This window comes from Oceanibium sediminis (assembly GCF_003265325.1).
Classification (GTDB): Bacteria; Pseudomonadota; Alphaproteobacteria; order Rhodobacterales; family Rhodobacteraceae; genus Halovulum; species Halovulum sediminis.
Genome location: NZ_QGNX01000001.1, coordinates 149730 through 162363, shown reverse-complemented (window position 1 = coordinate 162363; position 12634 = coordinate 149730). Strand labels below are relative to the sequence as shown.

Below are 12634 nucleotides of genomic sequence, written 5' to 3'. Positions count from 1 at the left end.
GCCTAGCCCTTGGGGCCGAGGCGGCCCCAGAAGTCCAGGTCGTCGATGCTCACGATGCCCGAGGCGATGAACAGGCAGATCGGGATCCACAGCACGATGGTGATCGCGGTCACCCAGAGGATCTTGCGCCGCACGTTCGCGTTGACCGGCGAAAACGCCGGCTCCGCCTGGCTGTTGACGCCGCGATCCCCGTGGGTGCGCAGCCCCAGCGGCAGGGCGATCAGCAGCGCCATGAACCAGATCACGGCAAACAGGACGATGGCGCCGGTGATGGTCATACCTGCTCAAGCTCCACGAGTGTGCCGGTGAAATCCTTGGGGTGCAGGAACAGCACCGGCTTGCCATGGGCGCCGATCTTCGGCGTCCCGTCGCCCAGCACCCGCGCGCCGCTGGCCTTCAGCGTGTCGCGGGCGGCCAGGATGTCCTCCACCTCGTAGCAGATGTGGTGAATCCCGCCCGACGGGTTCTTGGCCAGAAAGCCTGCGATGGGTGAGCCTTCGCCAAGGGGATGCAACAGCTCGATCTTGGTGTTGGGCAGCGTGATGAACACGACGGTGACGCCGTGCTCGGGTTCGTCCTGGGGCGGGCCGACCTCGGCCCCGAGGGTGTCGCGATACTGCGCGGCGGCGGCGTCGAGGTCCGGCACGGCGATGGCGACATGGTTCAAACGTCCGATCATTCCAGCTATATGCGCCGCCGCGCGGGCCATGCCAAGCCCCGCGCGTCTTTGTCGCTTGCGCTGCCCGCCGGATTCCCCGCGCGGCGGAGAAAGGGCTTCCAATGACAGGGAATTATCGCCAAGCTGTGCGCATAAGCCTGAGAGCGGGCCAACCGTCCCGGCGGCTACAAATCACACCATCAGAGGGAGGAATTCGATGGTCGAGATCTCAATGAACGTGAACGGGAAGCCGGTCAGCGGCGCGGTCGAGGGGCGCACCTTGCTGTCCGCCTTCCTGCGTGACGACCTGCGCCTGACCGGCACGCACATCGGGTGCGACACCAGCCAGTGCGGCGCCTGCGTGGTGCATGTCAACGGCGAGGCGGTGAAGGCCTGCACCATGTTCGCCGCCGAGGCGGACGGCGCCGAAGTCACCACGATCGAGGGTATGGCCAACGCGGACGGCACCCTTGGCGTCGTGCAGCAGGCGTTCCAGGACGAGCACGGGCTTCAGTGCGGCTTCTGCACGCCGGGCATGGTGATGAGCGCGGCGGCGCTGCTGAGGGACAATCCCACCCCCTCCGAGGCGGAGATCCGCGAATACCTCGAAGGGAACATCTGCCGCTGCACCGGTTATCACAACATCGTGAAAGCGATCCAGACGGCGGCGGCGAAGCTGACCCCGGTCGCGGCCGAGTAATCCCGCGCTGCAAAAGATCGACCACCCCCGGACGCATCCGGGTGGGTCCCGAAAAAACGACGGGGGAAATGCCCCGCATTTTCAGGGAGATTTGAAATGCCGAAAGACAGTGGAATTGGCGCCAGCAGCAAACGACGCGAAGACGTAAGGTTCCTGACCGGCAAGGGCCGGTATACGGATGACATCAATAGGGCCGGTCAGGCCTATGCGTATTTCCTGCGCTCGGATGTGGCCCATGGGCGGATCCGCAGCATCGATACGACCGAGGCGGCGGCGATGCCCGGCGTTCTGCGCATCTTCACCGACGAGGATTTCAAGGATACCGGCAGCCTGCCGACGGCCTGGACAGTGACCAGCATCGACGGTTCCGTGCAGCAGGAACCGCGCCACCCGGTGCTCGCCGAAGGCATTGTCCGGCATGTCGGGGAACCGATTGCCGGGATCGTGGCCGAGACGATCGAGCAGGCAAGGGACGCGGCTGAGAAAATCGTGCTCGAAATGGAAGAGCTGCCGGCCGTGACCGATGCCAAGGCCGCCGTTGAAGCCGGTGCGCCGCAGGTGCATGAAGAGCTGACCTCCAACCTTTGCTTCGACTGGGGCTTCATCCAGGACAACAAGGCGGCGGTGGACGCGGCTTTCGAAACCGCGCATCACGTGACAAGCCTTGAATTGGTGAACCAGCGTGTCGTCGCCAACCCGATGGAACCGCGCTGCGCGGTGGCCGAGTATGACGCGGGGGACGATCAGTACACGCTCTGGACCACCAGTCAGAATCCGCATGTCATCCGGATGATGATGGGCGCGTTCGTCCTGAACATACCCGAAACGAAGCTGCGGGTCGTCGCCCCGGATGTGGGGGGGGCTTTCGGCTCGAAGATCTATAACTACAACGAAGAGGCTTTCGTCACCCTCGCGGCGCGTATATTGGGCCGTCCGGTCAAGTGGACGTCTAGTCGGACCGAGGCATTCGTGTCGGATGCGCAGGGCCGTGACCACCAGACAAAGATCGAGCTGGCCCTGGACGCCGATGGGATGTTCCTTGCCTTTCGCACGGAAACCTACGCCAACCTCGGGGCGTATCTGCGCCTGTTTGCAACGGTGACGCCGACCTATCTGCACGGACCCGCGGCAGGCGGCGCGTATCGGACGCCGCTGGCCTATGTGAACGTGAAAGGGGTGTTCACCAACACGGTTCCGGTGGATGCCTACCGCGGCGCGGGGCGGCCGGAGGGCACCTATCAGTTGGAACGCCTGGTCGACAAGGCGGCGCGGGAGCTGGGCATCGACCCCGCGGAACTCAGGCGCAAGAACTTCGTGAAACCTGAGGAATTCCCCTATCAGACGCCCCTGGCGGTTGTTTATGACAGCGGCAACTACCATGCCACGCTCGACAAGCTGCTGGACCTGTCGGACTACGCCGGGTTCGCCGCGCGCCGGCAGGAGTCCGCCGCGCGCGGCAAGTTGCGCGGCTATGGCTTCGCGACATGGGTCGAATGCTCCGGCCTTGCGCCATCGCAGTTGATCGGGCAGTTGGGCGCGCGCGCCGGGCTTTACGAATCCGCCATGGTCCGGGTCAACCCGACGGGCGGGATCCAGGTCTTCACCGGCACCCACAGCCACGGGCAGGGGCACGAAACCGCCTTTGCACAGATCGTGGCCGAGCATTTGGGCATCGATGAGAAGCTGATCGAGATCATCCACGGCGACACTGCGAAGATCCCCTTCGGGATGGGCACCTACGGATCGCGCTCGGGCGCGGTAGGTGGCGCCGCGATCCTTAAGGCAACGGAAAAGGTGATTGCCAAGGCCCGCAAGTTCGCTGCCCATATCCTTGAAGCCTCGGAGGAGGACGTGAACCTTGTGAACGGTCAGTTCACCGTGGCGGGCACGGACAGGTCGATGGCATGGGCCGAGGTAGCGCTTGCGGCCTATGTACCCCACAACTACCCCTCGGACACGCTGGAACCGGGGCTGGAGGAAAGCGCGTTCTATGATCCCGAGAACTTCGTCTATCCCGCCGGTGCCTATGGTTGCGAGGTGGAGGTCGATCCCGAGACAGGCGTCGTCGAGGTGCTCAACTTCGTGGCCGCCGATGATTTCGGCACCATCATCAATCCGATGATCGTGGCAGGGCAGCAGCACGGCGGGGTCGCGCAGGGGATCGGCCAGGCGTTGCTGGAGAGCGCGGTCTATGACAAGAACGGCCAGCTGACCAGCGGGTCGTTCATGGAATACGCAATGCCGCGCGCCAGCGACCTGCCCTGTTTCGTGGTGGATCACAGTTGCCAGACACCGACGCCGCACAACCCCCTCGGGGTGAAGGGCTGCGGTGAGGCAGGGGCCATCGGCGCGCCGCCAGCGGTGGTCAACGCCGTTCTGGATGCCCTGAACAATGGGGGATATGACGTCCCCGATATCGATATGCCATTGTCGCCGTCCCGTGTCTGGGCCGCGATGCAGTCCGCAAGCTGAGGAGACTCTTCAGATGTATAATTTCGACTTCGCAAAACCCTCGACCATCGCCGACGCCGTGAAGGCGATGAGCGAAGAGGACGCGCAGGCGCTGGGCGGCGGGCAAACCCTGATCCCGACGCTGAAACAGCGCCTCGCCGCGCCGTCCACGCTGGTCAGCCTGACGGGCATTCCGGAAATGCAGGGCATCTGCATGGATGACGCCGGGCGGCTGTGCATCGGCGGGGCGACGACCCACGCGACAGTAGCCGCCGAGGGCGCGGCGCATTACCCCGCGCTTGCGGCCATGGCCAGCCACATCGGCGACCCGGCGGTGCGCAATCGCGGCACCCTCGGCGGGAGCCTCGCCAACAACGACCCGTCGGCCTGCTACCCGGCGGCGGTGCTCGCCTCCGGTGCGACGGTGGTGACCAACGCGCGCGAGATCGCGGCGGACGACTACTTCCAGGGCATGTTCACCACCGCGCTGGACGAGGGTGAGATCATCACCGAGGTGAAGTTCCCCGTGCCAGAGGCGGCGAACTACCAGAAGTTCGTCCAGCCCGCCTCGCGCTTCGCGCTGGTGGGCGTGTTCGTGGCGAAATACGCCGACGGGGTGCGGGTCGCGGTGACCGGCGCCTCCGAGGATGGCGTGTTCCGCTGGTCGGAGGCGGAAGAGGCGCTGTCGTCCGACTTCTCGGCCGGGGCGCTGGACGGGCTGAGCGTGGACGCAAGCACGATGATCGGCGACTTGCACGGCACACCGGAGTACCGCGCGCATCTTGTCTCGGTCATGACCCGGCGCGCGGTGGCCGCCTGCTGATCCAGCGGAGGGCCTGACGGCCCGAGACCTTGTCCCCCACCCCCGCTTGCGCAGGGGCGGGGCCCGCCGCGCAAAGGCGGGCGTTGCACGCCGGGCCCCGAGGTCCGGCGTTTTTCTGTCCTTGGGTGCTGTTGGGCTGGGAGGGGGCAAAGCCCCTCACCGCGCTCAGCGGAGGTCGGCGCTGGTGTCGACGTCCCGCAGGGTCGCGGTATGGGCGATCCTGAGCCCGGCGAGGGACGCCTCGGTATCCGCGCGGGCGTGGGCGGTGGACCAGCGCACGCCCCGTAACAGCGTGGCGGGGGCGGCGCGCGGGTGTTTCAGCCCGATGCACCAGTAGCCGCCGTCCGGCGCGGGGCCGATCACCGCCTGCGCCGCGCCGAGGGCGCGGAACGCGTCGGCGATGCGGGCTGGCGTTATGTCGGGGATGTCCGCGCCGATGATCAGCGCCGGGCCCGGCGGCAGGGCGCGGAACTGGCGCGCCATGCGCTGGCCGAGGTCGCCGCCCCCCTGCGCGAGGCGCGCCGGTCCTGCGGGCCATACGCGGCTTTGCAGCCCTTCCGCGTCAGGGCTGACGGCCAGCCATGTCCGCCAACGCCGGTCCGGGGCGAGGCGGCGGATCAGTGCCGTGCTTTGGTGGCGGAACCACCAGGCGGCGGGCACCATGCCGATGTCCCGACCGAGGCGGGTTTTCACCCGTCCGGGGCGGGGTTCCTTCAGCATGATGACGAGGTGGTTCACTGCAGGTATGCGGCCCCTTCAGCATCCAGGATGCGGCGCATCTCGGCCAGGTGGGCGGCGGTCAGGTTGGTCTGGGCGTTCATCTCCTCCGCCGTCTTCAGGGCGATGTTGTGGCTCAGCACCCGCAGCGGCCGGCCGGTGGAGAGGGCGGTGATATAGGTCTCGGCCGCGCGCTCGAAGTAGTAGAGCGTGTTCCACGCCTCGGCCACGGACGGGCCGACGACCATGACGCCATGGTTGCCCATGACCATCACCGTCTTGCGGGGATCGGTGAACTGTTTGCAGATCCGCTCGCCCTCTTCCTCGAAGGCGAGGCCGGTGTAGCCGTCGTCGATCACCACGCGGTCATAGAACATCGCGCAGTTCTGGTCGATCGGGGGAAGGCTGCTGTCGGCCAGGCTGGCGAGGACGGTGGAATACTTCGGGTGCAGGTGCAGCGCGCAGCGCGCCCAGGGCACGTGGCGGTGCAGCGCGCCATGCAGCCCCCAGGCGGTGGGATCGGGGGCGTTCGGCTGGTCCAGCGTGGTGGGATCGTTGGCGTCCAGTTCCAGCAGATTCGACGCGGTGACATGGGAAAAATGCACCGCGTTCGGGTTGATGAGGAAGCGTGTGCCCGCGTCGTTCGTGGCCAGCGAGAAGTGGTTGGCCACCCCTTCGTGCCAGTTCATGCGCACGGCAAGATGGAAGGCGGCGGCCAGGTCGGCGCGGTCCTGGGACTCTGTCATGGGGGCTCCTTGGTCTTTGGGGGTAGGCTATCAGCGCGGCGTCGTGGGTTCCAGTTCAGCGGGCGCGTTGCGCCGCCAGTTGCTCGCGCCAGAAGACGAACAGCCCCGAGGCGACGATGATCGCGATCCCGGCCCATTTGATGGCGTCGGGGAAATCGCCGAAGACCCAGTAGCCGAAGGCCGTGGCGGCGATGATCTCGAGGTATTGCAGCGGCGCCAGGGTCGCGGCGGGCGCGAAGCGGAACGCGTAGACGAGGAACAGGTGCGAGATGGTGGCCATCACCCCGACCATCGCCATGTAGACCAGCGCGAGCCCGTTCGCCCCGACGGGGGTCAGAACCGCCAGCCCGAGCGTTGGGCCGGTCAGCAGGCCGATCCCGAGGAAGGCGACGCCGAAAAGCCCGGCGATCCCCTGCATGACCAGCGGATCCTCGGCCCGGGCCTGGCGGGTCAGGATCAGGTAGAAGGCAAAGGCCAGCGCGGTGACCAGCGGCAGCACCGCCACCCAGCCGATATCCTGGAACGAGGGCCGCACCACGATCAGCGCCCCGACGAAGCCGAGCGCGCAGGCCAGCACGCGGCGCGGGCCGACCACCTCGCCCAGCAGCCAGGCGGACAGCAGGGTCAGGATCAGCGGCTCGACGAAGAAGATGGCGATGGCGTCCGCGACCGGCATGACGCTGACGGCGGTGATGAAGCACAGCGTCGCGGCCCCCATCAGCGCGCCGCGCAGCGCGTGCAGCCACAGCTGGCGGCGGGTCATCCGGCAGGGCCGCCGGATCAGCCAGATCATCGGCCAGAGTGCTGCCGCCTGCACCGCGAAACGGGCCAGCGCCACCTCCCCGGGGGAGGCGGTCTGCGTGGCGAGCTTGGCGAAGATGTCGATGCCCGGCGCCAGCAGCGCGAAGGCGATCATCAGCCCGATGCCCAGCAGGACCCGGTCCGTCAGCGGCGGCAGGATACCTTCGGGAGGGGGGGCGCCCCCGGGCCCGTCAGGCGAAATAGTCATTCAGTATTCGGCGGTAGACCGCTTTCAGCGTGTTGATGTCGGCGATCTTCACCCGCTCGTCCACCGCGTGCATCCGCTCGCCCACCAGGCCGAATTCGACCACCGGGCAATGGGATTTCACGAAGCGCGCGTCGGATGTCCCCCCGGAGGTGGAGGCGACGGGGCGAATCCCCGTCTCGGCCGCGACCGCGGTGGCGACCAGTTCCGACAGGTCGCCGGGCGGCGTCAGGAAGCTTTCGCCCGAGACCTTGATCGCCACGTCGATGCTCACGCCCGACTCCGCGCTGACGGTCGCCGCCTTCTCGCGGATCCAGGCCGCGATCGTGTCGGAGCTGTGGGCGTCGGAAAACCGGATGTTGACCGTCGCGCGCCCGGTGGCTGGGATCACGTTGTTGGCGGGGTTGCCCGCGTCGATGGTGGTGATCTGCAAGGTGGTCGGGTCGAAATGCTCGGTGCCGTCGTCCAGCGGTTCGGCGATCATATCGCTCAGCAGCCGGGTCAGCGCGTGCAGCGGATTCCGGGCGCGGTGGGGATAGGCGGCGTGGCCCTGCACGCCGGTCGCCGTCAGGTAGGCGGTCATCGAGCCGCGGCGTCCGATCTTCATCATTTCGCCCATGGTGGCAGGGCAGGTCGGCTCCCCCACAAGGCAGACGTCCATGCGCTCGCCCGCTTCTTCCATCCAGTCGAGCAGGGCTGCGGTGCCGTCGGTCGCCTCGCCTTCCTCGTCGCCGGTGATCGCAAGGATGATCGAGCCGTCGGGCGGGGTTTCGCTGACGAAGTCGATGGCGGCGGCGGCGAAGGCGGCGACGCCGGACTTCATGTCCGTCGCGCCGCGCCCGTAGAGGTAGCCGTCGATGATCTCGGCCCCGAAGGGATCGACGGACCAGTCGTCGCGGTTGCCGATCGGCACCACGTCGGTGTGGCCGTTGAAGCCAAAGCTGCGACCGTTCCTCCCCTCGCCCCAGCGGGCGTAGAGGTTGGCGATACCGCCGCGGTCCACCCGGGTGGTCCGAAACCCGGCCTGGCTGAGCAGCGTGTCCAGCATCACGAGCGCCCCCCCTTCCTCGGGCGTGACGGAAGGGCAGCGGACAAGGCGGGCGGTCAGGTCAACGGGATCGATTGTCATGGAGGATTGCATAGCAGCGCGCCGCGCACCGTTAAAGCGGCAAAGACAAGGCGGCAGGGACCGGCCCGGCGCGAGTCAGACGTAGTCCCAGAAAAGCAGCACCGCCGCGAGGACGAGCGCGAAGCCCCCCAGCGTGACCAGGTTCATCCGGCTGGAGGTTTCGGCCGCCTTCAGTTCCGACCATTGCCGCGGCCGCACCCCCTTGGAGATGAAGACGATCTGCGCGGCCAGCGTGATGCAGACCACGTTCACGATCACGATGAAGCTGGCGCGCGTCGCTTCCTGGTACTCGCCGCCCGCCAGCAGAAGGCCCGCGGCGGCCACCGGCGGCAGCACGGCGGCGGCGACCATCACCCCGACCAGCGAGCTTGTCTTGCTGCCCGTCGTCGCCAGCCCCGCCGCCGCGCCGGAGGCAAGCGCCAGCGCCATCGTCGACAGGGTTATGGGCTGGGTGTAGTTCAGAAGCTGGCTTTCCTGGTTCAGGGTCATCAGCATCGCGGCGCCGGCGCTGACCAGGACACACACGCCAAGCCCCGCCGCCAACGACAGGGCCGAGGACAGCAGCAAGCGGTGCAGCCCCAGCGCGACGCCCAGCGCAAGCCCCATCAGCGGGCCGAGCAGGGGGGCGATGACCATCGCCCCGATCACCGCCGCGACCTGGTCGTGGTTCAGCCCGATCGCCGCGACCACCGTGGAAAGCCCGGTCAGCACCAGGTAATCGGGGGTCAGGGCCGCGTTGTCGCGCACATCCGCCAGGATTTCTTCCCGCGCGGCGGTCAGCGACTTGGTGCGCAGTTCCTTTTCTTCATCCTCGCTCAGCAGGTCTGGGGCGACCGCCTCCACCGGCAGCAGGATCTGGCGCCAGCCTTCCTCACCCTCGAGGCAGGCGCTGAGCTTGTCCATCACGTCCTGCGCTTCGTGGGGCTTGGTCAGGACGAAGAACTGTTCGCGCGAATCCTCATCGTCGGACAGCGGCATCCGCCACCAGTTCGCCGCGTCCAGCGGCTCCAGCACCTCGGCCGCCTTGTCGGCGATCCCGTGGGGCAGGATGATCTGGATGATGCGGGTTTCCATGGCGTGGGTTCAGGGCTCCAATCCCATGAGTTCGAGCGCGAGTTCCGCCACCTCCTCGGGGTGGCCGGCCATCGCGTCGGGTTCGATCATGTGCAATTCGCCCTCGTCCGCATAGCCCCAAAGCGCCCCGATGGAGGGAATGTCGTTGTTGCGCGCCCCCTCGATATCGAAGCGCCGGTCGCCCAGCATGATCGCGCGCGCCGGGTCCACCCCGGTTTCGGCCAGCGCATGCGCCAGAAGCTGCGTCTTTTCCGCGTTGGTGCCGTCCAGTTCAGAGCCGAACAGCCCGTCCACCCAGGCGCTGATCCCGAAATGATCGAGGATCGTCTGTGCATAGGTATGGGGTTTCGACGTCGCGACATAGAGCGCCGCGCCCGTGTCGCGCAGGTCTTCCAGCATCTCGCCGACGCCGTCGTAGATCTCCGCCTCGTAGATCCCGTCCTTCGCGAAACGCTCACGGTAGAGGCCCACCGCCTCGTCCAGGTCCGCGCCGGGGCCGAGCAGCACGGCGAAGGAGTTCCACAGCGGCGGCCCGATGCACCAGGTCAGGTCGTCGGCATGGGGCACCTCGGCGCCGATTTCGCGCAACGCGTACTGGATGCTGGTGGTGATCCCGACCTTCGGATCGATCAGTGTTCCGTCAAGGTCGAGGAAGATGGCTTGCATGGCCTCTGCTCCGCATGTCTCGGTGGTTTCGCTTCGGTAGCGGGCGCAGGCGGTCCTGTCCAGTGCCGCCGAAGGGCCTGCCGCGCCCCGGCCCGCCGCATCGCGGGCGCGCACGGCAGACAGGGGAGGGCGACCCGCTCACCGGGGCGCGCCGATCACCAGTTTTCCTTGAACGGACGCAGGTCGATCTCGAACGACCAGGCAGAGGGGTGCTGACGCGTCAGCCCCCAGACCGCGTCGGCGATCGCCTCGGGCTTCAGGAAGTCGTCGCTCCCGGCGTCGGGCATCCGTGCGCGGGTGCGTTCCAGGTCGATCGCGCCGTCGATGACGACATAGGCGACGTGGATCCGCTCGGGCCCGAGCTGGCGCGCCAGCGATTGCGCGACCGAACGTTGCGCCGCCTTTCCGGCCGCAAATGCGATGGTGCCGGGCCGCCCGCGCAGCGCTGCGCCGGCACCGATCACGATCAGGTTGCCGTGCCCCTTGCCGCGCATCTGGGGCAGGACCGCCTTGGCCACGCGCATCAGTCCCGTGGCGTTGACGTCCATGTTGGCGGCCAGGTCCTCGGGCGTCAGCTCGTCCACGTTGCCCCAGGCACCGGAGCCGGCGTTGTAGACTACGGTTTCCACCGGGCCGAGGTCCGACTGGATCTTCGCGAAACTGGCGTCAATCTGGCCGGTGTCGGTGACGTCGCCGGGATAGCCCCGCGCGCCGTCGATCTGGCTGGCGTAGGCGTCCATCTGGCTGGCGTCCCGCGACAGCAGGGCGACGCGATACCCTTCTTTCGCGAAGCGATTGGCGAAGGCCATCCCGTTTCCCGGGCCGACGCCCACAATGACTGCGACAGGTGCGCTCATCAGACTTCCTCCTTGTTATTCCACCGCGCAGCCTAGCACGCCGGGCGCATCGCGCCCAAGGCTGGTCTGGCGCGGGGCCCTCGGCTAGGGTTCTGCATCAACCGCGAAAGGTGACGCCCATGGACTATCCCTTCGACCTTGGCACGTATGCGCGCCCCGTGACGACCTCCTCGGCCACGGCGCAGACATGGTTCGACCGCGGGCTGAACTGGACCTACGCCTATAACCACGAGGAGGCGGTCGAATGCTTCCGCCGCGCGGCGGAGGCGGACCCGCACTGCGCCATGGCGTTCTGGGGCATCGCCTATGCCGCCGGGCCGAACTACAACATGCCCTGGCACCTGTTCGACCCCAAGGGCCGGGCCCTGGCGCTGAAGATCGGGCACGAGGCCGCGCAAACCGCGCTGTCGCTGGTCGATTCCGTCACTGCGCCGGAAGCCGCTCTGATCCGGGCCCTGCCCGCGCGCTATCCGCAGGCGGATCCGGCGGACGACATGCTGCCCTGGCTGTTCGACTATTGCGACGCGATGCGCGCGGTTGCTTCAGAGCACCCCGAAGACCTGGATATCCAGGCGATCTTCGCCGAGGCGATCATGAACCGCACGCCCTGGCAGATGTGGGACCTGTCCACGGGCGCCGCTGCCAAGGATGCGCAGACCGCGGACGCGGTGACCCTGTTGGAGCGGATCTTCGCCGAGGTCCCGGCGTCCTGGGATCACCCCGGGCTGCTGCACCTCTACGTTCACCTGATGGAGATGTCGCCCTTCCCCGAGCGCGCCTTGCGCCACGGCGACCGGCTGCGCGGCATGGTGCCCGATGCGGGCCACCTGATCCACATGCCCACCCATATCGACGTGCTCTGCGGGGATTATCGCGACACGCTGCACTACAACCTGAAGGCCCACGGCGTGGACGCGAAGTACAAGGCCTGGGCCGGGGCGTTGAACCGCTATACCGGCTATCGCATCCACAACCTGCATTTCGCGATCTACGGCGCGATGTTCCTGGGTCAGTACCAGCCCGCGCTTGAGGCGGCCGAGGCGTTGATGGCCGAACTGCCGGAGGAGGTGCTGCGCCTGGAAAGTCCGCCGATGGCGGATTTCACCGAGGGCTACTTCGCCATGAAGCAGCACGTCCTGATCCGCTTCGGGCGCTGGGCGGAAATCCTCGCCCAACCCCTGCCCAAGGATGCCGCGCTTTACACCTGCACCACGGCGCTGATGCGCTACGCCCGCTCCGTCGCCCATTCCGCCCTCGGCAATGTGCCCGAGGCGGAGGCGGAGGCCCGCGCCTTCGACGCTGCCCGCACGCGCGTGACCGACCGGCGGCGGGTGCATAACAATATCGTGCCCGACCTCCTGGACATCGCCTCGGAAATGCTGCGCGGAGAGTTGGAGTACCGGCGCGGCAATCACGACGTGGCCTTCGACCACCTGCGCCGCTCAGTCGCGCTGGACGATGCGCTGCCCTATGACGAGCCCTGGGGCTGGATGCAGCCCGCCCGCCACGCGCTGGGCGCACTGCTGAGCGAACAGGGCCGCATGGAAGAGGCGGAGGCGGTCTACCGCGCCGACCTCGGGCTTGACGGCAGGCTTGCGCGCTCGTCCCAGCATCCGGGCAACATCTGGAGCCTGACGGGGCTGGACGCCTGTCTCGCGGCGCGGGGGGAGCGTGTCGAGCGCGCCCATATCCGCCGCCAGCTCGATATCGCGCGGGCGCGGGCGGACGTGCCGGTGAAGGCTTCCTGCTTCTGCGCGCGCTCTGCCATGGCGTGACGGAACGCACAGGCGGGCGCATTTGCGGTTCA

At 67.6% G+C, this 12634-nt stretch carries 13 protein-coding genes; 4 read left to right on the top strand and 9 right to left on the bottom strand.

The features are described from left to right. Positions 1-2 precede the first annotated feature (2 nt). Together DJ029_RS00815 and mce are read right to left on the bottom strand one after the other, a co-directional pair. The gene (locus DJ029_RS00815) at positions 3-278 is read right to left on the bottom strand and encodes a DUF1467 family protein (protein ID WP_112320430.1); all 276 of its coding nucleotides are present in this window, start codon (positions 276-278) and stop codon (positions 3-5) included. Further along, the gene (gene mce, locus DJ029_RS00810) at positions 275-679 is read right to left on the bottom strand and encodes a methylmalonyl-CoA epimerase (protein ID WP_112321287.1); all 405 of its coding nucleotides are present in this window, start codon (positions 677-679) and stop codon (positions 275-277) included. Before mce ends, DJ029_RS00815 begins: the two co-directional genes overlap by 4 nt. Before the next feature lie 196 nt (positions 680-875). Between mce and DJ029_RS00805 the strand changes: the two genes are divergently transcribed. The 3 genes from DJ029_RS00805 (at position 876) to DJ029_RS00795 (ending at position 4632) form a co-directional block, all read left to right on the top strand. Next, a complete protein-coding gene (locus DJ029_RS00805) occupies positions 876-1358 on the top strand; it encodes a (2Fe-2S)-binding protein (protein WP_112320429.1) in 483 nt (160 codons plus the stop codon). 96 nt (positions 1359-1454) lie between these two features. Beyond that, positions 1455-3830 carry a xanthine dehydrogenase family protein molybdopterin-binding subunit gene (locus DJ029_RS00800; protein ID WP_112320428.1) on the top strand — a complete coding sequence of 792 codons (2376 nt, stop codon included), beginning with the start codon at positions 1455-1457 and terminating at the stop codon, positions 3828-3830. A gap of 13 nt (positions 3831-3843) precedes the next feature. Continuing rightward, a complete protein-coding gene (locus DJ029_RS00795; RefSeq protein ID WP_112320427.1) occupies positions 3844-4632 on the top strand; it encodes an FAD binding domain-containing protein in 789 nt (262 codons plus the stop codon). 165 nt (positions 4633-4797) lie between these two features. Here the strand turns inward: DJ029_RS00795 and DJ029_RS00790 are convergent, their stop codons facing one another. The 7 genes from DJ029_RS00790 to DJ029_RS00760 all read right to left on the bottom strand — a co-directional run bounded on the left by DJ029_RS00790 (position 4798) and on the right by DJ029_RS00760 (position 10827). Next, on the bottom strand, positions 4798-5352 hold the full coding sequence (locus DJ029_RS00790) for a TIGR04282 family arsenosugar biosynthesis glycosyltransferase (RefSeq protein WP_198671044.1): 555 nt from the start codon (positions 5350-5352) through the stop codon (positions 4798-4800). Between the two features lie 14 nt (positions 5353-5366). Next, on the bottom strand, positions 5367-6095 hold the full coding sequence (locus DJ029_RS00785; protein ID WP_112320425.1) for a class II aldolase/adducin family protein: 729 nt from the start codon (positions 6093-6095) through the stop codon (positions 5367-5369). Between the two features lie 55 nt (positions 6096-6150). After that, a complete protein-coding gene (locus tag DJ029_RS00780; protein ID WP_112320424.1) occupies positions 6151-7104 on the bottom strand; it encodes a DMT family transporter in 954 nt (317 codons plus the stop codon). Beyond that, entirely contained in the window at positions 7088-8230 is a 1143-nt protein-coding gene (dapE, locus tag DJ029_RS00775; RefSeq protein WP_112321286.1) for a succinyl-diaminopimelate desuccinylase, read from the bottom strand. Before dapE ends, DJ029_RS00780 begins: the two co-directional genes overlap by 17 nt. A 75-nt stretch (positions 8231-8305) precedes the next feature. Further along, positions 8306-9304: a TIGR00341 family protein gene (locus DJ029_RS00770; RefSeq protein ID WP_112320423.1), complete on the bottom strand. Its 999-nt coding sequence runs from the start codon at positions 9302-9304 to the stop codon at positions 8306-8308. Positions 9305-9313: 9 nt separating this feature from the next. Continuing rightward, positions 9314-9970 (bottom strand): HAD hydrolase-like protein, encoded by a 657-nt coding sequence (locus DJ029_RS00765; protein ID WP_112320422.1) that lies wholly within the window; start codon positions 9968-9970, stop codon positions 9314-9316. Between the two features lie 155 nt (positions 9971-10125). Then, the gene (locus tag DJ029_RS00760) at positions 10126-10827 is read right to left on the bottom strand and encodes an SDR family NAD(P)-dependent oxidoreductase (RefSeq protein ID WP_112320421.1); all 702 of its coding nucleotides are present in this window, start codon (positions 10825-10827) and stop codon (positions 10126-10128) included. A 119-nt stretch (positions 10828-10946) separates the two neighbouring features. Here DJ029_RS00760 and DJ029_RS00755 point away from each other — a divergent pair, with 119 nt between their 5' ends. Continuing rightward, positions 10947-12602, top strand: a complete 1656-nt coding sequence (locus DJ029_RS00755) for a tetratricopeptide repeat protein (protein ID WP_112320420.1) — start codon at positions 10947-10949, stop codon at positions 12600-12602. Positions 12603-12634: the final 32 nt, after the last annotated feature.

What these genes read in the sequence shown, in the direction of transcription:
- DJ029_RS00815 (WP_112320430.1), bottom strand. Translation starts at nt 278, where the DNA reads ATGACCATCACCGGCGCCATCGTCCTGTTTGCCGTGATCTGGTTCATG.
- mce (WP_112321287.1), bottom strand. Translation starts at nt 679, where the DNA reads ATGATCGGACGTTTGAACCATGTCGCCATCGCCGTGCCGGACCTCGAC.
- DJ029_RS00805 (WP_112320429.1), top strand. Translation starts at nt 876, where the DNA reads ATGGTCGAGATCTCAATGAACGTGAACGGGAAGCCGGTCAGCGGCGCG.
- DJ029_RS00800 (WP_112320428.1), top strand. Translation starts at nt 1,455, where the DNA reads ATGCCGAAAGACAGTGGAATTGGCGCCAGCAGCAAACGACGCGAAGAC.
- DJ029_RS00795 (WP_112320427.1), top strand. Translation starts at nt 3,844, where the DNA reads ATGTATAATTTCGACTTCGCAAAACCCTCGACCATCGCCGACGCCGTG.
- DJ029_RS00790 (WP_198671044.1), bottom strand. Translation starts at nt 5,352, where the DNA reads ATGCTGAAGGAACCCCGCCCCGGACGGGTGAAAACCCGCCTCGGTCGG.
- DJ029_RS00785 (WP_112320425.1), bottom strand. Translation starts at nt 6,095, where the DNA reads ATGACAGAGTCCCAGGACCGCGCCGACCTGGCCGCCGCCTTCCATCTT.
- DJ029_RS00780 (WP_112320424.1), bottom strand. Translation starts at nt 7,104, where the DNA reads ATGACTATTTCGCCTGACGGGCCCGGGGGCGCCCCCCCTCCCGAAGGT.
- dapE (WP_112321286.1), bottom strand. Translation starts at nt 8,230, where the DNA reads ATGACAATCGATCCCGTTGACCTGACCGCCCGCCTTGTCCGCTGCCCT.
- DJ029_RS00770 (WP_112320423.1), bottom strand. Translation starts at nt 9,304, where the DNA reads ATGGAAACCCGCATCATCCAGATCATCCTGCCCCACGGGATCGCCGAC.
- DJ029_RS00765 (WP_112320422.1), bottom strand. Translation starts at nt 9,970, where the DNA reads ATGCAAGCCATCTTCCTCGACCTTGACGGAACACTGATCGATCCGAAG.
- DJ029_RS00760 (WP_112320421.1), bottom strand. Translation starts at nt 10,827, where the DNA reads ATGAGCGCACCTGTCGCAGTCATTGTGGGCGTCGGCCCGGGAAACGGG.
- DJ029_RS00755 (WP_112320420.1), top strand. Translation starts at nt 10,947, where the DNA reads ATGGACTATCCCTTCGACCTTGGCACGTATGCGCGCCCCGTGACGACC.